The sequence below is a fragment of the Lysinibacillus xylanilyticus genome, from assembly GCF_001183605.1.
Lineage (GTDB): Bacteria > Bacillota > Bacilli > Bacillales_A > Planococcaceae > Lysinibacillus > Lysinibacillus xylanilyticus.
Genome location: NZ_LFXJ01000010.1, coordinates 934362 through 957684, shown reverse-complemented (window position 1 = coordinate 957684; position 23323 = coordinate 934362). Strand labels below are relative to the sequence as shown.

Genomic DNA, 23323 nt, shown 5'->3' with positions numbered 1-23323 from the left:
GTTTAATGACATACCTGATCACTTCTTAGGCTTACCCGAGCAGTTTAGTGACATACCTGATCACTTCTTAGGCTTACCCGAGCAGTTTAGTGACATACCTGATCACTTCTTAGGCTTACCCGAGCAGTTTAGTACATACCTGATCACTTCTTAGGCTTACCCGAGCAGTTTAGTACATACCTGATCACTTCTTAGGCTTACCCGAGCAGTTTTTGTGACCTACCCCTGATTAGTGTTCGGTAACCTAAACCTTGAATTGACCTTTTTCTTTAACTTCCTTCCCTCAGTTGCCCAAAAAAAAAGCCTACGGAGCACTGCTGTAAACAGTACCTCCCAGGCTTTTATCCTTCCGTGTCACAAAATCAATTTGTGGTTTTCTCTCGGACCAGACTAGCATTTGCTACGGAACCCTAGAAAACTATCATATTTGATTGTGATACTAGTATAGCAAACTATTCAGTCATTTTCTACCCGTACATAACCAACTTTTTCAACTAGTGCTTGCCCCTCATCTGATACAATCCAGTCGATAAACTTCTTTACATTAGGATTATCTGTTCCTGCTGTAACAGCATAAAATTCAGATACGAGTGGGTATGTACCATTACGAATATTTTCCTTTGTGGGCGCGATCCCATCAATGGACAATAATTTAATTTCTTTATTATTCACCATTTCTGTTGAGTAAAATCTAAACGTGTAGCCAATGGCATTTTTATAATTACGATATTGTGATACCTCATGAATAATACCACCCATACCAGTTGCAACATTTTCAGCAGGTGCTTCCATGATGGGTGTATCTCCCATAATACTTTCAAGTGCTGTTTGGCTTCCACTATCTGCCGGACGTTGAAAGGCACGAATCGCAGCATTTTCACCACCGACCTCATGCCAATTCGTAATTTTCCCAGCGTATATTTGTTTGAACTGCTCCAGTGATAAATTTTCTACGCTGTTCTTATGATTGACGAAAAAGACAAATGCCTCTCGTCCAATAGGGGTCATGTCAAATGTAAGACCTTTCATCTCTGCTTGCCTCTTTTGTGATTCAGATGGTGCTGCTACAAAAATCAGGTCAACTTCTCCTGAAATCAAATTTTGATAAGCTTCGAGTGTACGACTCACCATCACTCTACTTCTATCATATGGATAGTTACCCTTTGGATATGTCGCTTCTACAAAGGCAGCATACAGTGGATACATCGCCGTCGCCCCATCTAAGCGTGGTAGTGACTCAACTAATTGCAATGAAGCCTTTGAATCTGACTTTACTACTTTATTTTGCTCTGTAAATGGTTGATAGACTAACACATTAACTTCTGCATCAACAGTTGGAATACTCATTTTATAGTAATGTTGAATAGGCTTAATCGAGGCTATCAACAACGTAATGCCCATTACTCCAGCTAACCATATCTTCCGTTTTGTTGTTGTCAACCAATTAAAAATTAAACAAACAAATAGGACAAATAAACAGATCGGTACAGTTAAGAGTAATCCTCTAAAATGTAGCCCACCACTAATAATTACATACAGCGCAACTACTCCAGTGAAAAATAATAATCCTATTAGTACAAAAAGTGACTGTAGCACTTTCATAATCAGTGGCTCCACCTCCAAAAGTGTAATTTTATACCAACTTATTTTATAATAGGTTATTTTGGGGAGATAACACAACTGTATATTCTGAAAATTATGTTAAAATAAAACTTAGTATTGTAAGGAGGTATTACATATGGCAATTGAAAAAGTGCGTAAACATTTAGCGCAATGGAATGTGGAACACAAAATACAGGAGCTAAACGAAAGCTCAGCGACCGTTGAACTAGCGGCACAGGCACTCGGGTGCGAGCCTGAACGCATTGCGAAATCCTTATCGTTTCTCGTGAACGATGGAGCGATATTAATTGTTGCTGCAGGCGATGCCAAAGTCGACAATGCAAAATATAAAGCCGTCTTTGGTACAAAGGCAAAGATGCTTGGAAAAGATGCAGTGCTTGAAAAGATTGGACACGAGGTAGGAGGTGTTTGTCCTTTTGGTGTGAATGGGGGCGTGGCTATTTATTTAGATGAATCACTTAAACGCTTCACAACAGTATTTCCCGCATGCGGTAGTAGCAACTCCGCTATTGAGCTTACTATTTCTGAACTAGAAACCTATACTCCATATCAAGAATGGGTTGACGTCTGTAAAGGCTGGAACGAGTAAAATAATTATCGGCGAAACCTTTATAAAGTCTCGCCGATTTTTTTAGGTTTCTTCCCTATATCCAACGGCTAACCAGTGAGAATCCCATTCTGTAATTTGATTGCCTACTCTACAAGATAAGCCACATGCACGATTATCAGCGATAAATGAGCCGATTAACCATTTCTTTGTCTGTAATCCATCCTTTAGCTTTATTGTTATAGATGGCATTTCCACATACTGCTGATAAATAAACAAATTATCATCATAATGGGTATATGCAGAGGCATTCGTTTTCGTACCATCCCCTGCATAAATTTCTACAGTATTCCCTTCCCGCGAATAGACAGGTTTCTTGACAAACGGCAAGTTTCCCTGAACAAATGGCTCTGCCGAAAGATACGTTGGCAACATATATTTTTGAATAGCGGCTCGCTCTTCTGCATTAAAAAGAAGAGGATCATCTTTTCGCTCCCAAATCAGCCATAATAAAATTTTCGATTGCAGTACATATGCAGCGGGTGCGTTAATAATAGCAAGCTGCCCATCTTTTACAAGTTCCAGTAATTGTAGACCTATACGATCACCGTCGGAAGACACATCATCTATTAAAAACTCTACTGGGTGCGCGGGACGATACAAAATATCAATTTTCTCCATTGTAGGCGTATAAAGGCCTCGAGCTATATTAGCAGTGTTGCTAGAAAAAATGATTAACTCTTGTATAGGAACATATTCTACATCAAAAGGTATACATTTCTTTAAAAACTGTACCTGACAGTATTCCTCATAATCTTCTGCAGCCGTTTTCCCTGTAATGACGATTTTAGGTTTTTTCAAATCATTTAAAAAATGCATAGCGGCAAAAAGTGCACCGGACAAGGTTTTATGTAATGCTGAAACATCATTCGGACTATCAAATCCTAAATGCTGACAAAGCGCTTCATTCATTTCAAAGGTTTCTTGAACAAGAAATGGCGTTTCACCATTTAGTTCAAGACATTTTATTTGCCCGTCCTCTGTACAAATAAAATCGAAGCGAGCTAGTATCGATTGTTGCTGTAAATAATCTAATTGAATATATGGGAGCATTTCAGAACGAATGCCTAATGCTAAAAGTTGTTCATCCGATAAATGCTTAAATTGTTTCCCAACCTTCAAAAATATTTTCCAAAGTATAGTAGATGCATAGTTTATTTCATCAATCTTCTCTTTAGGTAAATCTAGAACATCGTATAAAGCATACTCTAGATCCTCAAAGTCAGGAAAGAAATTAGGAAATTGAGAATAAAATGCTTGGCGTTGTTGAAAATAATTATCCATATTGTTTTCTCCTTTTACGAAGATGAAGAGCCACCTCGTGAGGCACCACCTGAGCCAAAGCCTGATTTCCCTGTGCTGGATGATGAGTGATTTGAATAAGAACTAGAACTATTCGTCGATGAACCTGAACTATTTGAGTAAGAACGCTTGCCACTCGAATAAGACTTGGTACCGTCTGTATTTGAATTTGAGTTATTTGTATTTGAACTATTTGTTGTTGAGTTATTTGAGCTACTAGATGTTGTACCAGATGGATTTTGGGTGTCGTTCGTCGTGATTCCATTTGAATTTGTAGTATTGCTATGCGTCGTACGTGGCACTGCTGAACCACCGTTTTTATCGTCTCTATCTGTACCATTTCTTAGATTGCGGCTTTTATAAATAGCACTTCCTAGCATTGCTCCGGTAGTTGCATACATAAGTCCATTAAAGAAATGATGTGCATAATGAGGCGAATGCTCATCTAGACACTCGAAAGAACCATCATCATTTTCTTTCCATTCATCACATGCATTTGCCATGTCGCTATCGTAGACACTTTGTAAATCATCCCCTGCTGATGTAGTATTATTTTCTTGCGTTACATTATTTGTAGTAGCAGGAGACTCTTCAACAGTCCGCGTCTCTGTATTCCCACATGCAGCTAATTGCATAGCCATAAATGACGCTGTTGTAACTGCAATATAATTTTTCATTTGTTTTGCCATATCATATTACTCCTTTATGTCGATATCTATTTTACGGATGTCTCCTTCTTCAGGTTTCATTTTTTACAAATTCATACATATTATTATTGCACTAAAAACTCCCTAATGGAATTGAATCATTCACCATCAGGGAGTTTTGCACAAAATTGTTTATTTATTCGGCACTGCTTTTCTTCCATATGTCATGAAGCGCCATAACTTTTCAAATGGCCCCATTTTAAAGAATTTAAACCAGATGACACTAAAGATAATTTGAATGACAAAAGTTAGGATTGCAATGATTACTACGTCAGAAGGAGAAACAACTTCTAGCCCCATTAATGACATAATAGTTAGGCCTATAAAGCTTTGAGCTAAATAGTTTGTAAATGCCATCTGACCAACTCGTCCAATTGGTTTAAGAAGCTTCGCAATTTTCTTATTCTCTAATATAACAAATAGACAAGTTAAATAAAAATACGTTGTTGGAATTACCCCTAAACCAATAATGAATTGTAGATTTTGATCTTCCCCTTGAGCAGCAAACCAAATCCAAAGAGAGATACCTACAAAAAGTGGGAATGTCACAAATTGAATCCATTTTATTTGTTTTGAGTATTCACTTACATGACTAATCCAATCAGCTTTTGCTACTAAAAAACCAGTTAAAAACATGATAAAAATAGTAACTGCATCATTTCCTAAAAAACCAAAAACAGTTGAAAAGGCTCCTTGGTTTGGCATAAACATTTGCCCGAGAATGCTTAGGATATGAACAGTAATGATAGCAAATAGCCATTTACTAATTGTTGAAACCTTTGCATTATAGAATGGAATTGGTAAAAAGCCTATTACTGCATAGATAGCAAGGATTGAACCCCAAAAAATAAACAAATGAACAATACCAATTAATAATAAAGCTAGTAAACGTCTTGCAAAACGCCATCTTGGTTTATCGCCACGCGCTTCTGCACGTGAAGCAAAAATATAAAAACCTACACCAAAGAGGAATGAAAAAATCGAAAAGAATTTCTTCTCAATAAAAATATCAATAAGCTTATCAATAATACCATTAATTCCACTAAAGTCAGGCATCGGTCCTCCCTCTACTATTACCTGGTAGGCCGCTACATTTATAAACAAAATGCCAAATAACGCTAGCCCTCGAATAATATCTAATGAAACGATTCTTTCTTTTTGAGTAACAGACGGATTCATTCTTAAAAACTCCTTATCTTTCATACTTTACTACGCTATAGCTATCATAACCTCCCATCCTTACAGCAGTTTTTTTAAAAGCTTACAGAAACCTTACATTTATAGAAATGTCTCATCCGTTATTGCTTTTTTCACTTACATTAGTTTTTAATCCCCTTCTAAAAACAAAAATTTCATATTTTATAGTAACAATTATTTCTTTTAGAAAAGGAGAATAGATGATGTACAGACACCGCAAATTTGGTTTTTGTTACCCTGGTTATAAATACTGTGGACCAGGATGTTCAGGACCAGGTAGACCTATCAATGCCGTAGATTCATGCTGCAAATTACACGACGAATGTTATGCTCGATATGGTAGATGTAGATATTGCGATGAAATGTTCCAAAACTGCTTACGACCACAAATGAACGCTAATACTAAAATGGCTAGAGATGCTAGATTGTTTTACAAAATCTTCGACATGCGCAATGGGTTCTTTTAAACAATAAAGAAAGCTCACGATGTTGTTTTTACACCGTGAGCATTTTTTATGAGTCAAGATTTTGTATACATTGCATATTTTTGCGGATTAGCAAAGCCTAGCTTAGTGCCTAAATGATAAGATGCTTGGTTATGAATATCGCAATCCCAACAAGGCTGTATATCATTTAAAAGGCAATAATCTATGAATTTCTCTGCAATGAAACTTGCTAATCCTTGTCCTCTATAATTCGGATCAGTTACTATATCAATCTCTGCGAATTGATCAGATTTAAAAATAGAGACAGCTTCGCTAATAATCTTGTCTCCATCCTCCAGACAAAAACCAAAGCCATTTTCAAGGAAATTATTTGTAGAACCCCAATAGTCCTCATAATATTGATTGTTAAATTCTAAACAATGTTCAATTTGATGTTGCTTGATTTTAATGAATTCATAGTCAAGTGACTCTCGCCTTGCTCTTTCGTTATAAGCATTAATAGCAAAGCTAAAAGTGTATCTTTCTAGTTTTTTCACAAGACCATCTAATCTTTGTTCAATTTTTGTGTTCCAATCATCTGAGTAAGAAAACAATGTAAAACGTTTACTTTGTTCAATAGATTCTTGTAGTAAAGATCTAAGTTTATTTACTATTTGCTCGCTGGACGAATCGCCGTAAACATAGTATATTCCTGACTTGGTTTGAAATAGTAGTGAATGAAGGCTTTCATCGTCGGCGTAGACAGTGCCTTCTATCACCTGATCCAGTATGCTATAGACAAATGCTGGCGCCCTTTCTATTGTTTCTTTGATAATCGAATAATTCTCGGCAGTTACCATGATCATTATCATTTCCCCTATTCTATTAATACATCTTCATACATTATAACGTTGATAGTAATTATTGGGGTTATTGTTTAATATTTAAATATTGTATAATGAGTACATAAAATTTGAAGGGACTGAATTATGCGCAGATAACAATATTTTTCATCCAAACTTATTTAAAAACTTGGAGGTAAAGGTATTGATAGAACAAATTTACACAAAAAGATTATATTTAAGAAAAATGAAGATGGCTGATGCACATAGTTTATTTAATATTTGGTCAGACCCGGAAGTTACAAAATTTATGAACATCACAAATTTTACTCATGAAGAACAAGTAAAGGAAATGATTGAGCTTTTTGATGATTTAAACGTTGAGCGCAAAGCTATTCGTTTTACCATTATTGAGAAGGAATCAAATGAGATAATCGGCTCTTGTGGATTTAATTCATTTGACGTAGATAATGCCTCAGCAGAAATCGGCTATGATCTTGCTAAAGCTTATTGGGGAAAAGGCTATGCGCCAGAAAGTATTTCGGCTTTGATTGATTTTGCTTTCACCACTTTAAACATAAATCGAATTGAAGCAAAAATTGAGCCTGGTAATATAAATTCTATAAAGGTAGTAGAGAAATTGAATTTTACTTTTGAAGGAACATTTAAAGAATATGAAGAATCAAAAGAATCTTCTTATGATATTAATGTTTATTCTTTATTTAATAGTTAAAATTATAATAGCCAAGAATGTTATCGTTAACATTCTTGGCTGCTTTAGTTACTTAATCGGAATCCAAATTTCAGAATTAAGATCAAGACTAAATAGAGCTTCGTCTGAGTACGTATGTACAAATAAGTAGGATGTTAATATCCCTATGCTTTTTAATAAAAATAAGAGTATAGAGAACGTCAAACACTATAACCTATTTAAAATATATTCAATAAATCAATTGGCTTTTCGATGATATAGTCATACCCCTCTGGCTTACCAAAACCATATGAAGCAAAAACAAAGGGAATTCCTACAAACTTAGTGGCCAGCATATCTCCCTGTGTATCTCCCACATATACAGCATTTTTTATATGGTTTCTTTCCATAATTAATTGAATGTTTTCACCCTTTGACAAGCCTGTACGCCCCGGATTTTCAAAGTCGAGAAAATATCTCTCTAGTTTATGATAAGCATAAAATGTTTCAATGTAGCCCTTCTGACAATTGCTCACAATGAACAAACGGAATTTTTTTGAAAGAGCTAGTAAAGTTTCCTCTAACTGCGGATATAAAATACCGCCATTGCGTAATAAATCATCTTGCTCTTGCTGGCAGCATGCTAAAATAAGCTCCATTTGCTTTTCTTCATCAAGATAATCAAATAATACAGCACCTATTTCTTTAATTTGTAACCCCATCGTTCCAGATAAATCTTCTTCGGTTATCTTTCCTTTACCAAAAGGAGAGGCCTGAACTACGTGCGTCCATGATTGCGCTACTGTTTTTCTTGAATCCCAAAGTGTCCCATCCAAATCGAAAATAATGCTATCTATGTCCATATGCAACCTCCTTCACCTCATTATACAAAATATGGATGTTGAGAAACACAAAAATTTCTCTAAAGTAGAGTTTTAGTTTTAAGATACGATGTTTACTATGTTGGGTTACGCTAAATATCACTACAAAAATGGATTTGGCAAACTAATCGTTTACCAAATCCATTGTATCTTTATTTAATAGGAATCCAAATTTCAGAATAAAGGTCAGGACTAAATGGATCTTCGTCCGAGTACACTTCCAGCTCAGCTGTCCCCGTAGGCTCGTACGGATTGGATGGGAACCATTCAGAGTAAATTTGTTTCCAAGTATTTTGCATTGCTTCCGGCATAGGGCCATGTACTTCAAACACAACCCATTTTGATGCTGGAACTTCCATTGCTTTCAGTTCTTCTGGAACATCCCCAATATGATCCGTTGCAATCCAATAATCAATAAAACCATTTTTTTGTTCGCTGGCATTTGGTGCACAGACGCCAAGCACCCCTTTAATTTCTCCATTATTTAATGAAAATAATTGATGATCCATCCCCTTGCTGTTAATCTCATCCCAAAACTTAGGGATTTCTCTCGTATTCTCACCATTTTGAGAATTATATGTTCTTTTTACCCCTACCACTTGAAACTTTTCTTTTTCTACGATTTTATACTTCATTGGTTCTGCTCCCTTCAGGCTTACCTGGATGACCAGGCGATTGTATGATTGTAGTTGTCCTTGCTTCTTTCTTGCTTCACTAGGCGTTAGTTGATGCTGCTTCCGAAACGCTTTTGTGAAAGCTTCAGGAGAGTCGTAGCCATATTTGTAGGCGAGATCGATTACTTTCTGCTCTGTATTTATTAACTCCTGTGCAGCTAATGTTAGCCTTCTACGTCTTATATAATCTGCAATAGACATATCCGTTAAAATCGAGAAAGTCCGTTGAAAATGAAAGACCGAAGAATTAACCTCTCGTGCAATTTGCTCCATTGTGATGTCATCTAATAAATGCTCTTCGATATAATTAATTGCTTTTTGAATCGACTCGATCCAACTCAATTGCTCTCACTCCTTGTCTATAGTTTAAAACATCAAAATTAGTTATTCCTGTCTTTTTATGCTAACGTTGGACTGTTTAAAAAGAAAGCTTTATTTTCACCATAGCGTGGTGTTGATATCCGTTCCGACTGATCCGCTTTGTAGCTGTCGCTTTGCTTTCGCTACAGAAAACATTTGTTGCTGTCGCTTCGCTTTCGCTACAGAAAACATTTGTTGCTGTCGCTTCGCTTTCGCACAGAGCAAAGCTTCCTGGGGGCGTCCGATGAGCCGCTTCGCTTCTGAGGGATAACTTGTTGATATGAATGAATATAGTGATAATGGAGAGGTTATGTAGATAGCATTCAAAAAAAGATTTACTCTATTTTTTGTATATTGAAAGCTACAAGATAAAATGTAAGATAAAACATTCGCCTGAATTGGAGGATTTTTCAATTCAGGCGTTTTTTTCTTTGAATCGTTCCCGTATCCCTACATTTTTTTAAACTTTGTTGTTCTTCGTTTTGCCCAATTGATACATTTCTTTTCAATTAAATGATACGATAATATAGAACAAAGTATTGTCGTTGTAATACATAAGATAAGAAGAAAAAGGGTAGGTATCTTTGCATACAAAAGTTTAAATAGTACCATGGTGATTGGAAAATGACATAAATAGATACTATATGAAATTTCCCCTAAGTATACAAATACACCCTTATTTAAAATAGCTTTTACCTTTAGGTTATTCATTGCCATAATGATTATTATACTAACACCAATTACGACACCCCAATCTTTTAGTAAGAAAGTAGTATCATTTTGAGAAAACCCATAAATCAAAATGGAATATAAATATAGAAAGACCCCTAATGCGATAAGAAGTTTTCTATTTGAATTTTTCATATTTTTATATAATTGAGTGAGTTCTTCCTGATGTTTAAAAAGTAGCATTCCAACCATAAACATAGATGTGAAATGCAGCGTATCGGCGTAACCATTATAAAATCCCTCAGCTTTCCCAATGTGCAACATATTAAGGAAAATACTAATTAAAGAAAAGCTCATGGCAATCAGTATCGTTTTCTTCCAACTCTGTTTATAAAAAAGTAGGAATATCAAAGGAAACACGATAGATATACGCATTTCTTGAGCCAATGACCAGATCACTGGATTGTAATTGTCTGTAAAAAAATTATTTAGAAGTACAATATGATTTATAATATCTAATTTTGTTATAGGACCCTGCCACTTATCATAGAACCAATCACGTAATCCCGTCACCTCATACGGTGAAAATAAAACGAATACGGCGAAGGTAATGAAAATCCAGACATAATAAGGGATATAGATTCGTACAAATCGCTTAATTAAATATCCCCAATAATTTGTTTTTGAATGATAAAGTGCCATAGATAGTACATAACCACTAAGTACATAAAAAATGATTACAGCTTCCCCACCAGCCCATAAAAACCTAAGGGGGGAAAATTTAATAGAGCCGGGCAATGATGGTAGAATTAAACAAAAGTGCCCAAATACCACTGTAATAGCGGCTAAACCTCGTATAGAATCTAATTCTTTAATTCTTTTACTCATAAATTGTTCTCCTAATAAACCATAGATTTTGCTGTTAATAATGATGACTCTATTAAATGAAAATATCGTGTTTATTTTTCTTTAAACTCCCGATATAAACGCTACAGAAAACTGTATCTTTTAAAGATTTTTTTCATAATTATGCAATAAATTATAGAATAAATAGGGAAAGAAAAAAGAAATTTTACCTTAAGTTTTTCTTAAGATTCTATTCATATTCATGCGTTGGGTGCAGAATATGAATATCTAATTTATCAAAAATGAAAGGCTTTTATGTGCGTACAAAACATTGACCGTCAAGCATCTCAATAACCTGATTGAAACGATTCAGGGCATCCATAAACAGAGGCGAAGTCTTGAATCAGAATCCGTCTGTTCAGTGTACAAAGAATTTTAGTAATTTGTAGCGATTGCTAGAAACCTACCTAAATCTATAGACCTCTCTATTTTTTCAAACTTTGCAACAAAATCAAAACTCCCCTATCAGTAGGGGAGTTTGTTAATTAGGTATTATTAATATCGTTTACTACTAACTTCTTTTTGCTTAAGTAAACTGCTCGATCCGATTGTTTTGCAACTTCTTGTGAATGCGTAACAACAATTACACATTTATTCTCTTGATGGGCGAGCGCCCGAAACAATTCAATAATCTCTTTTGCTGTTTCTCCATCAAGGTTTCCGGTTGGTTCGTCAGCAATAAGTAAATCTACATTGCAAGATAGTGCTCGAGCAATTGCTACACGTTGTTGTTGCCCACCACTTAGTTGCAAGACGTTGCGTTTTGCTTCTACTTCTGTGAGTCCTACCTTCTCTAATAATTCTAATGCTCTTGCTTTTTTATTTTGTACCTTCACACCTGTAATTTCCATTGCTGTTAGTACATTCTGAAGAGCAGTCATATAGGTAATTAAATTATAAGCTTGGAAAATCACGGATACATACTGATTACGGTATCGAACCAAACCAATTTTTCGAATATCCTTGCCATTATAAAGTACATAACCCTGCTTAGGTAAATCCAGCCCACAACCTAAGCTAAGAGTTGTAGTTTTACCAGATCCAGATGGCCCTAAAATCGTGTAGAAAAGCCCTTTTTGAAAAGAAAAATTAACATTATCTAGTATCGTTACTTTTTTTCCATTACTTTCATAATAATAATCTAAGTTTTTAAATTGTAAAATCGTCTCCATATCGAGCCTCCTTATTCATCTTTTAAAAGGATTTGTTTTGGATTTAACCGTAGAATAGATAATGCCGGAAGAAGAGCAGCTAATATAGCAATGGCTAGTCCAATTCCCCCCATTTTTCCTAAATCCTCACCTGTTACACTTACATCAATATTATCAATTGGATCCTCTGTTTCGTTTTGTAGCGTACCACCAGGTCCAGATACCATTACTACACTACTATTTTGTGAATTTTCTTCTTCTTCGCCTGCTGTAGCAATTTCATTAGAAAGTAAACTATCCCCTATAAATTGAGAAACTTTAGCTCCAGTTGTTAGGGATACTCCAAATGCTAAAATAGCAATACATACTACTTCTACTACGAACTGCGCCATCAATTTCCATTTTTTCTCTCCGATAGACAATAATATCCCCATTTCCTTACGGCGTGCTTTTATCGATAGCATAATGATTAATCCTAAGATAATAGCACCTGCAATAGATACAATATAGATAATCATTTGAGAAGTAGACGAGATATTTTCGATAGGACCAATCATTTGTTTGTACAATGAATCATGTGCATCTAACTTAAAATACTTAAAATCAATATCCGATTGTTTTGCTTCTTTTTTAAATGCATCAATGTCTAGCGGATCGTTCAAGAAGTACACGACTTGAATGCTACTCATATTACCTTCATCTGCTTCTAATTTTTTTAGAGTAGAATAAGGCATATATAGCTTATTAGCTGGATCCATTATAGGTGGGGGATTTTGACCCAGTCCTTGCTCATCCGTTTCGTAAATACCAATAATTTCAACTTCAAGAGTTTTCTTCTTATCCCCTGATTGAATTTTAACCTTATCTCCTACTTTCAATTTATTTTGTTCCGCTAATCGTTTTTCCATTAAAGTTACATTCTGGTCTTCCATCTTTTCTGTAATTGGTTTCCCATCAATGATTTTACTCTTTCCATTTTTAAAACTTTCTTGTAATAAAGTCTTCCGAACTCCTTCTATCATAAAAGTAGAATTCATATCTATTTCCGTACCTGAACCTGATCCTCCTCGTACACCCGCCATTCCCGCTCTACCTGCTCCTGCTCCTTCTCCTTCTGAAGCTCCTACTAATTTAAGCCCATCCGAAATTCCGAAAGTACCGGTTATATAATTATAGTCTTTTACATACTGGGACTTCGCTAACTGCTCTGCTTCTTTTATGTTGAGATCTGGCACAATAGGCATTTCGCCAGTTTCCCTTGCTGCTTTCCTAATTTATCAAAATCAAGACCTAAAGTAACATCTGCACCCAGTTTTTTTCTTGCTGAATCAGCAGCTTTTTGTGATGCATTTTGGATTGCGAATCCTCCTAGCAACAAATTTGTAACAATCAGGAAGACGGCCATCAATATTAATGATGTTCCTATTCTTTTTTTCATGCTGAGAATTGCGCGTTTTATAAAATTCATTTTTCCTAACCTCCTTGATAGTTGTTATTCTATATACGCTATCTGGAGTTCGTATGGAGTTCGTATAGAGTTTTTCTGAAGTTTTTTATCTAGAGATATACTGGCCCACGGTAACGATTTTTTCTTTTTCGGGCCATTCAGATAAAATTGTGATTTAAAAAGATCTAAAATTGAGATTTTTACAGGAAACCTACTGAAATGTATTCAAAAAAACATTTGCTCCAAAAGGTGATAATCGTTGATATACCAAAAAATAATAAAAATCTCCATCTCATTTCTATAAGATGAAATGAGATGGAGACTCTTTTGTTGATTATTTGATGGAGGCAAGGAGCTGCAGGAATTTGCTTAAATGAAGACAATCAATTATTAATGGTTTTGCAAGGTACTAAAGAGGAAGTAAAAACATGGGCAGTACCATCAGGTGGAAGAGAAGCTACTGAGAATTTTGAGGCATGTTGTATCCGCGAAGTATATGAAGAAACAGGATTTGTAGTAGACATCGTCAGAGAAGTATTACATAAAAATAATGATGTAGTAGAAGTGCGTTATTTCGAAACAATCATTAAAGGTGGTCAAATGATGATACACGATCCCGATGAATTGATTTATGAAATTGCGTGGAAATCCAAAGATGGTTTACTAGATTTAACATTAACTTTCCCTGAAGATAGACAATTTCTATTATCATTATTTCAATAAACCTACCACAATAAATGATGAGAAGCTTAGTGCTTGGCATTACCTCAATCGCTGATATTTATGTTTCTTCCGCGGGTATTTCCCTTTCACCCGCGGTTAACCACTTATATTATGATTATTTCATTTTTACTTTTTCAACGGCCGCTTCGTATATCAATTCATTATCGATTTTAATATATTGATTTTTCGCTGCCTTACAATAGCCTTCTTGTTCTAAAAAATCCTTCAACTCAGATTTCTTCGCAAAAATTTTTTCAATGACATTCTGCTCCACTGCAGTTTCATCTGATTTTTTAGCAATTGATACCCAATATATTTTTGACAATATATTTCCCCCTTTGAATCAATTATTTATAAATAATTAAAGCTGAATGTATAACTGTATGTTCCCCTATATATAACGTATTGTATTTAATATCCACTATTAAACAATCGCTTAAATCTAATAGAGCGTTATTAATATCATGTTCAAATTGTACAATGTCATTATTTTGGATCGTTACTACTTGAGTCGCTTGCGTCATACATTTCCCCCCTCTTCTTCCAATCATAGTTTAAAAGGAATTATTTGTCACAAAAAATGTTATCTCAATAGGAGAAGCCAAAGAGTTAAAGTACCGTAGCCCAATTAAAATAGTACTTCATATCGTCCCCTAATAAATATGAAATCAAACAATCCAAAAGAAGCTGTTTTAATTTTAAATTCTCTACCTTATATCAATTGATAAAAATAGGTAAATAACCATTTATATGGTAATCTATTAAAAATACAAGATTTAATAGATAGACATTCCCTTTAAATCGAGTTTTTATAAATAAACCTTAGTCTAAATGGAGAGATTCATATTGAAAATAATAGAGAGAACGATAATACTATCTTGTGCTGCCATATTCCTATTCGTTGTTTTTAAAGCCGTATACAATGGTGTACAGTCAAATAGATCTTTGATTAAACCCCAAAGTTCAAATTATTATCAAATAATCGATAAGGATTTGAATAAAACAGTAGACGTACCTTTTACTAGTATTAACTCATATAGAGGGAATGCTGACTATATTTATATGAGCGTAGATCAAAAGAGCCCTTCTCTTGACAATAAGATTGTTCAATACAATCGCAAGACTCAAAAATGCACAACCATTTTTAACAGTAAATTCAAATTACCATCAGTTCAAGGGATAGAATTAAATGAAGATTGGTTATTGTGGGTAGATACCGATGAAAATGGAGGGTATCTGAATCCATATTTTATGAATTTAAAGACGCAAGAAATTCAACCATTAACAAAAGAAAATGAAGAAAATGTTATTAATGCTTTCCCCATACTAATTGGAGACTACGCAGCTTGGATTAAAAAGGACAGAAAAAGTGAAAATGCGGAAGTAATGCTTAAGAATCTCAAAACAGACGAAACTATAAGCATAATTAAATCAAATAGCTTTACATTCAGAAATATGTCTTTGTCTGCAAAGGATGGAAAAATATTATTTACTGATGAAAAAAATCATTTTGGATATATCTATTTGTATGATGTAAAAAGTAAAGAAATAAAAGAATTTAAGAGTTCATATGAATTTATTGGTTGGGCAAGGCTTCTAAATGATCAACAATGGGTTTATCTAACATTTGACGAACCATCTGAACCATCAACTGGTGATCGTAAGCTAATTTTTTATGACGCTTCAACCAATCATACGCAAGAAGTTGTTTCGGATATTGATAGTGTAAGTGAACTTAACATCGATTTTAATAATCAAGTATTTTTATATTTCAATGATAATGGATACTATAAAAAATTTAAGATAAAGGATCATCTATTAGTTGAGGATGGTTTGTTAGAATTACATTATAGATTTTCAGCTGAAAATGGTGTTTATATCTATGACCAAGAACTCCCAAATGAAAAATACAAATTAATTATCCAAAGTGAACTCCTTAACTAAAAAAGGCTATCCCTATCAATGAAAAATAGGGATAGCCTTCTTTTTGACACTCAATTCCTCGCATTTTGGTTAAAAAAGTGTCGGAGCACTACTGCCCCAACACTCCCATTCTAATACATTTTCAAATATTCTTCCCGCTCCCAGTTATGGACACGTGTGCGGTATTTATTCCATTCTATTTCTTTTGCAGCCGTGAATTTTTCAAAGATATGATCTCCAAGCGCTTCACGTACGATATGATCCAGTTCTAGTTCAAGGAGTGCGTATTCCAATGACGATGGGAGGCTGTCAATACTGTTCAATTCACGTTCAGCTCGTGACATTTTATAAATATTGCGATTTACAGCATCCGGTGGTGTGAGATCTTTGCGAATGCCATCGAGCCCAGATGCTAAAATAACAGCCATCGCTAAATAAGGGTTCGCTGCTGGATCGACTGAACGCAGCTCGATACGTGTTGATAGTCCTCGTGAAGCTGGAATTCGAATAAGTGGTGAACGGTTTTGTGCAGACCATGCCACATAGCAAGGAGCCTCATAGCCCGGCACTAATCGTTTATAGGAATTAACTAGCGGGTTTGTGACAGCTGTAAAACCGTGCACATGTTTTAGTATTCCCGCCATAAAGCTACGTGCTGTTTGGCTTAATTGCAATTCTGCACGTTCATCATAAAACGCATTTTTATCCCCTTCAAATAATGATAAATTAAAATGCATTCCAGAACCGTTAACACCAAACAGTGGCTTTGGCATAAAGGTTGCGTGAAGTCCATGCTGCGCAGCTATCGTTTTTACAACAAGCTTAAACGTTTGAATATTATCACATGCTTCGATTGCACTTGCATACTTAAAGTCGATTTCATGTTGACCAGGTGCAACCTCATGATGTGATGCCTCAATTTCGAAGCCCATTTCTTCTAACTCTAATACGATATCACGTCGACAGTTCTCCCCTAAGTCAGTTGGAGCTAAGTCGAAATACCCTCCACTATCATTTAACTCAAGTGTTGGATGCCCCTTTTCATCTAGCTTAAATAAGAAAAATTCTGGCTCTGGTCCTAAATTAAATGAGCTAAAACCTAATTCCTCCATCTCCTTTAAAACCCTCTTCAGATTGGAGCGTGGGTCGCCTTCAAATGGTGTACCATCTGGTCTAACAATATCACAGATCAAACGAGCCACTTTGCCTTTTTCAGCAGTCCAAGGGAAAATTACGAAAGTATCACGATCAGGACTCAAGTACATGTCTGATTCCTCAATACGTACAAAACCTTCAATTGATGAACCATCGAACATGATTTTATTGTCCAATGCTTTTTCTAATTGGCTAACTGGTACTTCAACGTTCTTTATTGTTCCCAAAATATCAGTAAATTGCAGGCGAATAAATTTCACATTTTCTTCCTTAACACGGCGTTTAATATCTTCTATCGTATAATGTTTCATTTTTCACCACTCCAATGTAAATTTAATTAACACGTTTTTTATAACTGTTTTTAAAATACATTAAAAGGATGAAAAACACAATATCTATGTAAGGTTTTATTACATGCATTTTTTCGAATATATTTATCTTTTTTTTAGATGGATAGAGTCACCCTCCATTCCATATCATTTAAGGTCTTTAGACTCATCATAATGTTTTAGATCAATTATACCTCGGCATAATTGCGCCCAGAATCGGCTTTGTGTATAGGTCTGCAGATGTTTTTCGCGCGAAAGCGTAGTGGCAGCAACGTGTTTTTGTCTGTTCAAAAGACATTCTCTAAAAAAATTTAAAGTAGGTTGCATTCCATTAAACGGAACACAACCTACTCTCTTTAATATTGTAAAAGCATATTTACAAACACAACGATAATCACAAAAGGTACTACTATTAACATTAAAAATCGATATGTTAAATAGAACCCCTGCCCCATTTGACTTCCTATTAATAATTCCTTCTTCACGAACTCTTTATCAACCACATAAGCAATAAAGATAGCAATCAATAAGTTGCCCAACGGAAGCATTAAATTAGAAACTAAAAAGTCAGTTGCATCAAAAATTGTTTTTCCAAAGATTGATACGTCCGCTAATGTACTTGATGAAAGTGCTGCAGGAATCGCTGCAATAATGACCACTACACCTAGTAGCATCGTCAATACAGAACGAGACATACGCCCCTTTTCAATAAATGCCGCTACGATAATCTCATATAAACTGAAGGAAGAAGTTAGCGTTGCGAATAAAAATAATAATAAAAACATCGCTAAGAAGATTTCACCAAATGGCATTTGACTAAATGCTGTTGGCAGAACCATAAATAGTAAGCCAGGTCCAGATGCTGGTTCTAGATCAAAAGCAAATACAACAGGGAAAATTGCTAATCCAGCTAAAAACGATACAAGCACAGTTAGAAGAACAACGGAGCCTGCAGAATTAGGTAAGCTCACATCTTTCTTTAAATAGGAGCTGTACGTCACAAGACAAGAAAATCCTACCGCTAAACCAAAGAAGGACTGCCCTAACGCTTCTAATAAAGCCCTTCCAGTTATATTGGAAAAGTCAGGCCACAAGAAGAATTTAACCCCCTCCATTGCCCCATCTAATGTTAAAGCCCGTACAACAAGCACAATAAACATAAGGAATAATAAAGGCATCATCCACTTACTGGCCTTCTCTATGCCATTTTGCACACCAAGCGAAATGACTAGTACATTTACCAGTGTAAACAATCCTAAACCTAGTAATGTAATCCAAGGTGTTCCTATAATCTTTCCAAATAGTTCACTAGGATCATTAGCAGGGTCAATAACAGCCCCAGTCACACCCAGGCCACTATATATAAAAATCCAACCTCCTACAACACTGTAAAAAGTTAACAATAAAAAACAACCAAGCACACCTAAACGACCAACCCAGGCCCATCCTGTTTTCGTCGGTGCAATTTTTTTATAGGCAGTCACAGCCTCAGACTGTGTACCACGACCTAAAATATATTCTGATAATAACATCGGTAAACCAATCAACAATGTAAATAGAACAAAAATAAGGAAAAACGCTCCCCCACCACTTTGTCCAGTAACATAAGGAAGCTTCCAAATTGCCCCTAGTCCTATTGCAGCTCCTGCCGATGCTAAAATAAAGCCTAGTTTACTAGACCACTGACTCTTTTTCTCACTCATCTCTTCAAACTCCAACTCCTCTAACAACCTAAACTCTTCCTTATTCTACATGAAAATACTATAGTTTACTAGATGTTACTTTTGCGCAATAATATCCAACATTTCGATCATTCCATCTATCCTACAATCAATTATGCCTTGGTATAATTACGTCCGGTATCGGTTTTGCACTTAGGCCTGCAAATGTTTTTTGCGCGAAAGCGTAGTGCTAACGCAGCGGCAGCATCGTGTTTTTGTCTGCGCGAAAGCGAAGCGACAGCAAAAGGGTTTTAACTGCGCGAAAGCGTAGCGGCAGCGGCAACACAGCATGATGTTGGTCACTCAGTCGTTGCCACAGGACGTGGCGTTCTTAAACTGAGTTCCTCTATTTCAGCGGATGTTTGGACACCCGCTGAAAAGCGACTTAAAACCTTATTAACCTCACCTCAAGAGGTGAGAGACTTCTGTAACTGCCGTTTCACTTTCGTTACACAAAACACTTGTAACTGCCGTTTCACTTTCGTTACACAAAACACTTGCTGATAGAAGTTAAAAAAACCTCGAGCGTTTAATAGCTCGAGGTTTCATGCTAATTATTTTGTTAAATACACAGAACGCTGATTAATAATCCATTTACGCATTGTTGTAAATAGTAATGCCATGATGATAGTAATTAAAATACCTTTCACAATGTTAAATGGCAAAATACCAGCTACGATCATTTTATATAGTGAATCACCTACAACAGGCTCCATACCTAAAAAGTAAGTGTACATAGGTAAAAATACCACATAGTTAAGAATGCTCATTCCAACTGCCATTATGATTGTTCCAACAGCTAAACCTCCGATAAGGCCTTTAACTGTTTTGGAGCGATTAAACACAAAGCTCACTGGTAGAATAAATAAAATACCTGTTACAAAGTTCGCGATATGTCCTACCGGTACTCCCGTTGGCGTGCCTGAGAAAACCCAGTCCAACACATTTTTAAAGAATTCTACTAAAATACCAGCTACAGGTCCCATTGTGATCGCCGCTAGTAATGCTGGCATATCACTAAAGTCTACTTCCAAAAACGCTGGAAATGGTGGAATTGGGAAATTAAAAAGCATTAATAAAAACGAAATACTGCTCAGCATGCCAATCGTAATATACGATTGAAGTTTAACATTTTTCTTCATAGAAAACTCTCTCCTCTTTGCTGATTCAATCTCGCAAGAAGAAAGGTTACGACCTAATCAATAATCATCATGAAAAAACCCTTATGCAAAAGAGCATAAGGGAGAATAGGCATGATTAAAAAACGCCATTAATTAACTATTTTAGAGCAGACGTTGTGTGAAGCCACATCGAAAAAACGCTCGTTCATAGCTAAATTCATAACAATGAATGACGATCGTACCTCCATCTTCTCCCATCCAGACTATAACTGTCGGCCTTGGAATTGCACCAAGTCAGCCATGCAAAAAAATATTTGCACAGGTCGCGGGCTGAAGAGTCTTTAGTAAATCATTCGAGCTAATGTGCCTTAAAGGAAACATTAGCGATTTACAACTCTATTACCGCCGGTCGGGATTTACACCCTGCCCCGAAGATGAATCAATATTTTTTTATTTCATAGCCTTACTATAATGAATTATTAGAGAAAAGTAAATAGCTTTGCTTAAAAAATCCCGATTAATCTTGTATGCTTTATAAATAACCGACTAATTACCTTGTAAAATTTAGAGATTTTCTGGATCCCCCAGATTATTAGTCCACCTAGCTTCTTTGCTATTGGAGTCATAAAATGACAAAAGCATTCACGCACATATAGCGCGAGAATGCTCCAAAAATTTATTTACGTTCTGTTCATCTATTTGTTGTTATGCTATTTATGGCATATATCGTTTATTGGCTCCTACAGGCTTTGGTAAGAAATTTTTCAAATCAAATCCCTCCCAGCTCTCCTGTACAACATTGTCTAGACGGATTTGTTGATCAAAGCTTGCAGCAGTTAACATCATAGCTTCAATTAATTGAGTTGCACGGACCGCGTCCATTGTCGTTAAATCAAGTGGCTCATCAAATGTTATAATAACGCCTTCTGCTACCTCTTTCACTGTGTATGTTACATTTTCCGGTACAACCGGAATGTATACATCATCATTTTTATTCCGCATATCAGTAAGAGCTTCAGTTACTGTGGAAAAAGTTTTGCGAGAATCAGGTGATAAATATTCAGTTCCATTTTCATCTTTATATAAATAGTAATTAAAATGATTTGAGCTTGTTAATGCCATAGGTTTACTTGGCTCTTCATCTTTGGAAAATTTATAGGCTGTACCATCAGGATTTTTGAACTCAACCTTTTTATACAGTGAATCTGAGAATGTATCCTGTAATGTCCCTAAGTATTCATTAATATCCGCTGAAGCAACATCATAATCATTTTCCTTCGGTAATACATGAACTAGTTTATCGTCCTTCTCCTTCAATTCCCCTTTATATGGATGATAGTTAGTAAAACCGTTTGCTTTCTCATCAATCTGTGGCGCATACTTTTCATACATTTGTAACGTTGTAGGCTTTTTCTTCGGAAAATCAGTAGCAACTCGTTCATTTGAAACGATATACGTCATCGGTACACTTTTCTTATCACGATTTGCCAAACCAATATGGAACACTACTGCATCTGTTAAATCTTCCTCATAAACAGATGATCGTAGAGACATGAACCGTGATTGTTCAGCTACTATGTTGGATTCCATAATCTTATCACGGTTGACAGAGCTTTTCGCTGCGCTACTATCCTGCAATGTTGAATATTGAGAGGTTTCAGGAGCATTAGCCTGATCCATTTTTGTATCATCATTATTATTTATTAACATGGAGCCCGTAAGTACTGTTAAGGCGAAAATAGCTGCAACACTCATAAAGATCGGCCATTTACGAACTTTCTTCTTTGTTGTCGCTGTCTCGATACTTTCTTGTTGCGTAGGAATACTGTGTTGTTGCTCTTGCAATGTTATTTCATCATCTATTGGTTGTTGTATAGCTTCATGAAGATGGACATTATCCTGTAAGCGAGCATCTGCCAACAATCGATTTAATATTTCTTCTTTCGAACGGCGGTCAGAAAGCTTAGGGGCATTATTCAATACATGTTCCAGTTGGTCATCATCGAATTGGTTATGTTTCATTGCCGTTTCGCCTCCTGTTCTCTAACCTGTTGTAACTGTTGCCTTAAAAATTTAATGGCTCGATGCTGAGTGGTTTTTACCTTCGCTTCTGTCCAATCTAGTATTTGCGCTGTTTCTGCAATCGATAAATCTTGAAAGTAGCGCATAATAATGACCATTTTTTGGTCACCTGTACAGTGTTCAAGTGCTGATTGTACCTGCATAAATTCATCACTGGCCAGCAGCACGTCTTCCGGTGATGGTGTGGCTGAATGCAGCTGTTCCGTTTCCCAATCAAAAAAATCAAGTGAATGCTTTTGGCGTACAGCTTGCTTTCTAAAATGATCAATAGCGACATTTTTAGCAATAGCAAATAGCCAAGTCTTCTCGGTACTATTTCCTGCGAACTGATCATATGAGCGCAATACGCGTACATAAACCTCATGCGCTAAATCCTCAGCAAGTGTACGGTTTTTTACTAAATAAATAAGAAACTGGAACACGTCTTGATGATATGCATCGTATAATCGATGGAACACGGAGTCATTCAAAGCACTCCACCCCCGTTCTATTTATATTTGTCGTCTAAATGTTTACAGAAGTTACATCCAATTAATACCACTCTATCAATTATGCCTTGGCATAATTGCGTCCGGAATCGGCTTTGTGCTTAGGCCTGCTGGATGCAGGTCAGTTAGCCGTTATCGCAAGGATACGATGGTTTTAGGCTAACATCCTTTAAGCATTCCTTTCCGATTTCCGTGACATCCGCCGGAGGCTTTAGGCCAACAGATGTTTTTTGCGCGAAAGCGTAGTGCTAACGTAGCGTCAGCAGCACGAAGTTGGTCACTCAGTCGTTACCACAGGA

Annotated in this window: 22 protein-coding genes, 1 pseudogene and 2 riboswitches; of the genes and pseudogenes, 5 read left to right on the top strand and 18 right to left on the bottom strand. The window is 35.9% G+C overall.

The window, feature by feature from the left end:
* Positions 1 to 328: 328 nt before the first annotated feature.
* Positions 329 to 425: riboswitch (guanidine-I (ykkC/yxkD leader) on the bottom strand.
* A 31-nt stretch (positions 426 to 456) separates the two neighbouring features.
* Positions 457 to 1602 carry a PstS family phosphate ABC transporter substrate-binding protein gene (locus tag ACZ11_RS21985; protein ID WP_236690922.1) on the bottom strand — a complete coding sequence of 382 codons (1146 nt, stop codon included), beginning with the start codon at positions 1600 to 1602 and terminating at the stop codon, positions 457 to 459.
* Positions 1603 to 1738: 136 nt separating this feature from the next.
* Between ACZ11_RS21985 and ACZ11_RS21980 the strand changes: the two genes are divergently transcribed.
* Entirely contained in the window at positions 1739 to 2212 is a 474-nt protein-coding gene (locus tag ACZ11_RS21980) for a YbaK/EbsC family protein (RefSeq protein WP_049668655.1), read from the top strand.
* A 42-nt stretch (positions 2213 to 2254) separates the two neighbouring features.
* On the opposite strand, the gene ACZ11_RS21975 is transcribed toward ACZ11_RS21980, so the two are convergent.
* The 3 genes from ACZ11_RS21975 to ACZ11_RS21965 form a co-directional block, all read right to left on the bottom strand.
* Entirely contained in the window at positions 2255 to 3514 is a 1260-nt protein-coding gene (locus ACZ11_RS21975) for a glutathionylspermidine synthase family protein (protein ID WP_049668654.1), read from the bottom strand.
* A gap of 14 nt (positions 3515 to 3528) precedes the next feature.
* Positions 3529 to 4221: a hypothetical protein gene (locus ACZ11_RS21970; RefSeq protein ID WP_049668653.1), complete on the bottom strand. Its 693-nt coding sequence runs from the start codon at positions 4219 to 4221 to the stop codon at positions 3529 to 3531.
* 150 nt (positions 4222 to 4371) lie between these two features.
* Positions 4372 to 5418 (bottom strand): DUF418 domain-containing protein, encoded by a 1047-nt coding sequence (locus ACZ11_RS21965; protein WP_049668652.1) that lies wholly within the window; start codon positions 5416 to 5418, stop codon positions 4372 to 4374.
* Between the two features lie 218 nt (positions 5419 to 5636).
* Between ACZ11_RS21965 and ACZ11_RS25380 the strand changes: the two genes are divergently transcribed.
* A complete protein-coding gene (locus ACZ11_RS25380; RefSeq protein WP_338048347.1) occupies positions 5637 to 5903 on the top strand; it encodes a Parvovirus coat protein VP1-like protein in 267 nt (88 codons plus the stop codon).
* A 53-nt stretch (positions 5904 to 5956) separates the two neighbouring features.
* On the opposite strand, the gene ACZ11_RS21960 is transcribed toward ACZ11_RS25380, so the two are convergent.
* Complete coding sequence (locus ACZ11_RS21960) at positions 5957 to 6727, bottom strand: GNAT family N-acetyltransferase (RefSeq protein ID WP_049668651.1); 771 nt, start codon at positions 6725 to 6727, stop codon at positions 5957 to 5959.
* Between the two features lie 181 nt (positions 6728 to 6908).
* Here ACZ11_RS21960 and ACZ11_RS21955 point away from each other — a divergent pair, with 181 nt between their 5' ends.
* Positions 6909 to 7436 (top strand): GNAT family N-acetyltransferase, encoded by a 528-nt coding sequence (locus tag ACZ11_RS21955; protein WP_049668650.1) that lies wholly within the window; start codon positions 6909 to 6911, stop codon positions 7434 to 7436.
* 197 nt (positions 7437 to 7633) lie between these two features.
* Here the strand turns inward: ACZ11_RS21955 and ACZ11_RS21950 are convergent, their stop codons facing one another.
* From ACZ11_RS21950 to ACZ11_RS21930, 6 genes and pseudogenes are all read right to left on the bottom strand, one after another.
* Positions 7634 to 8257, bottom strand: a complete 624-nt coding sequence (locus ACZ11_RS21950; RefSeq protein WP_049668649.1) for an HAD family hydrolase — start codon at positions 8255 to 8257, stop codon at positions 7634 to 7636.
* Positions 8258 to 8427: 170 nt separating this feature from the next.
* Positions 8428 to 9291: an AraC family transcriptional regulator gene (locus tag ACZ11_RS21945; protein WP_049668648.1), complete on the bottom strand. Its 864-nt coding sequence runs from the start codon at positions 9289 to 9291 to the stop codon at positions 8428 to 8430.
* A gap of 96 nt (positions 9292 to 9387) precedes the next feature.
* Complete coding sequence (locus ACZ11_RS26050; RefSeq protein ID WP_134008171.1) at positions 9388 to 9636, bottom strand: hypothetical protein; 249 nt, start codon at positions 9634 to 9636, stop codon at positions 9388 to 9390.
* A gap of 123 nt (positions 9637 to 9759) precedes the next feature.
* The gene (locus ACZ11_RS21940) at positions 9760 to 10866 is read right to left on the bottom strand and encodes an acyltransferase family protein (protein WP_049668647.1); all 1107 of its coding nucleotides are present in this window, start codon (positions 10864 to 10866) and stop codon (positions 9760 to 9762) included.
* Between the two features lie 503 nt (positions 10867 to 11369).
* Positions 11370 to 12056, bottom strand: coding sequence for an ABC transporter ATP-binding protein (locus tag ACZ11_RS21935; protein WP_049668646.1), 687 nt, complete (start codon positions 12054 to 12056; stop codon positions 11370 to 11372).
* 11 nt (positions 12057 to 12067) lie between these two features.
* Positions 12068 to 13503, bottom strand: a pseudogene (locus ACZ11_RS21930) (ABC transporter permease).
* A 342-nt stretch (positions 13504 to 13845) separates the two neighbouring features.
* Here ACZ11_RS21930 and ACZ11_RS21925 point away from each other — a divergent pair.
* A complete protein-coding gene (locus ACZ11_RS21925; RefSeq protein ID WP_269079338.1) occupies positions 13846 to 14205 on the top strand; it encodes an NUDIX hydrolase in 360 nt (119 codons plus the stop codon).
* Positions 14206 to 14320: 115 nt separating this feature from the next.
* Here ACZ11_RS21925 and ACZ11_RS21920 read toward each other — a convergent pair whose 3' ends face one another.
* Both ACZ11_RS21920 and ACZ11_RS26040 read right to left on the bottom strand, forming a co-directional pair.
* Complete coding sequence (locus ACZ11_RS21920; protein ID WP_049668644.1) at positions 14321 to 14530, bottom strand: hypothetical protein; 210 nt, start codon at positions 14528 to 14530, stop codon at positions 14321 to 14323.
* Positions 14531 to 14552: 22 nt separating this feature from the next.
* Positions 14553 to 14729, bottom strand: coding sequence for a sporulation protein Cse60 (locus ACZ11_RS26040; protein ID WP_134008178.1), 177 nt, complete (start codon positions 14727 to 14729; stop codon positions 14553 to 14555).
* 322 nt (positions 14730 to 15051) lie between these two features.
* On the opposite strand from ACZ11_RS26040, the gene ACZ11_RS21915 reads away from it, so the two are divergent.
* Complete coding sequence (locus ACZ11_RS21915) at positions 15052 to 16149, top strand: hypothetical protein (RefSeq protein ID WP_049668643.1); 1098 nt, start codon at positions 15052 to 15054, stop codon at positions 16147 to 16149.
* 110 nt (positions 16150 to 16259) lie between these two features.
* Here the strand turns inward: ACZ11_RS21915 and glnA are convergent, their stop codons facing one another.
* The 5 genes from glnA to sigX all read right to left on the bottom strand — a co-directional run bounded on the left by glnA (position 16260) and on the right by sigX (position 23006).
* Entirely contained in the window at positions 16260 to 17594 is a 1335-nt protein-coding gene (glnA, locus tag ACZ11_RS21910) for a type I glutamate--ammonia ligase (RefSeq protein WP_049668642.1), read from the bottom strand.
* Between the two features lie 374 nt (positions 17595 to 17968).
* Positions 17969 to 19315, bottom strand: a complete 1347-nt coding sequence (locus tag ACZ11_RS21905; RefSeq protein ID WP_049668761.1) for a sodium-dependent transporter — start codon at positions 19313 to 19315, stop codon at positions 17969 to 17971.
* A 572-nt stretch (positions 19316 to 19887) separates the two neighbouring features.
* A complete protein-coding gene (locus ACZ11_RS21900; protein ID WP_049668641.1) occupies positions 19888 to 20475 on the bottom strand; it encodes an ECF transporter S component in 588 nt (195 codons plus the stop codon).
* A gap of 221 nt (positions 20476 to 20696) precedes the next feature.
* A riboswitch (FMN riboswitch) is annotated at positions 20697 to 20894 on the bottom strand.
* A 274-nt stretch (positions 20895 to 21168) separates the two neighbouring features.
* Positions 21169 to 22476, bottom strand: coding sequence for a hypothetical protein (locus ACZ11_RS21895; RefSeq protein WP_049668640.1), 1308 nt, complete (start codon positions 22474 to 22476; stop codon positions 21169 to 21171).
* Positions 22473 to 23006 carry an RNA polymerase sigma factor SigX gene (sigX, locus tag ACZ11_RS21890; RefSeq protein ID WP_049668639.1) on the bottom strand — a complete coding sequence of 178 codons (534 nt, stop codon included), beginning with the start codon at positions 23004 to 23006 and terminating at the stop codon, positions 22473 to 22475. Before sigX ends, ACZ11_RS21895 begins: the two co-directional genes overlap by 4 nt.
* Between the last annotated feature and the right edge of the window lie 317 nt (positions 23007 to 23323).

What these genes read in the sequence shown, in the direction of transcription:
- ACZ11_RS21905 (WP_049668761.1), bottom strand. Translation starts at nt 19,315, where the DNA reads ATGAGTGAGAAAAAGAGTCAGTGGTCTAGTAAACTAGGCTTTATTTTA.
- ACZ11_RS21895 (WP_049668640.1), bottom strand. Translation starts at nt 22,476, where the DNA reads ATGAAACATAACCAATTCGATGATGACCAACTGGAACATGTATTGAAT.
- ACZ11_RS21975 (WP_049668654.1), bottom strand. Translation starts at nt 3,514, where the DNA reads ATGGATAATTATTTTCAACAACGCCAAGCATTTTATTCTCAATTTCCT.
- ACZ11_RS21985 (WP_236690922.1), bottom strand. Translation starts at nt 1,602, where the DNA reads ATGAAAGTGCTACAGTCACTTTTTGTACTAATAGGATTATTATTTTTC.
- ACZ11_RS21900 (WP_049668641.1), bottom strand. Translation starts at nt 20,475, where the DNA reads ATGAAGAAAAATGTTAAACTTCAATCGTATATTACGATTGGCATGCTG.
- ACZ11_RS21960 (WP_049668651.1), bottom strand. Translation starts at nt 6,727, where the DNA reads ATGATCATGGTAACTGCCGAGAATTATTCGATTATCAAAGAAACAATA.
- ACZ11_RS21970 (WP_049668653.1), bottom strand. Translation starts at nt 4,221, where the DNA reads ATGGCAAAACAAATGAAAAATTATATTGCAGTTACAACAGCGTCATTT.
- ACZ11_RS21965 (WP_049668652.1), bottom strand. Translation starts at nt 5,418, where the DNA reads ATGAATCCGTCTGTTACTCAAAAAGAAAGAATCGTTTCATTAGATATT.
- ACZ11_RS21980 (WP_049668655.1), top strand. Translation starts at nt 1,739, where the DNA reads ATGGCAATTGAAAAAGTGCGTAAACATTTAGCGCAATGGAATGTGGAA.
- ACZ11_RS25380 (WP_338048347.1), top strand. Translation starts at nt 5,637, where the DNA reads ATGATGTACAGACACCGCAAATTTGGTTTTTGTTACCCTGGTTATAAA.
- ACZ11_RS21940 (WP_049668647.1), bottom strand. Translation starts at nt 10,866, where the DNA reads ATGAGTAAAAGAATTAAAGAATTAGATTCTATACGAGGTTTAGCCGCT.
- ACZ11_RS21950 (WP_049668649.1), bottom strand. Translation starts at nt 8,257, where the DNA reads ATGGACATAGATAGCATTATTTTCGATTTGGATGGGACACTTTGGGAT.
- ACZ11_RS21935 (WP_049668646.1), bottom strand. Translation starts at nt 12,056, where the DNA reads ATGGAGACGATTTTACAATTTAAAAACTTAGATTATTATTATGAAAGT.
- glnA (WP_049668642.1), bottom strand. Translation starts at nt 17,594, where the DNA reads ATGAAACATTATACGATAGAAGATATTAAACGCCGTGTTAAGGAAGAA.
- ACZ11_RS26040 (WP_134008178.1), bottom strand. Translation starts at nt 14,729, where the DNA reads ATGACGCAAGCGACTCAAGTAGTAACGATCCAAAATAATGACATTGTA.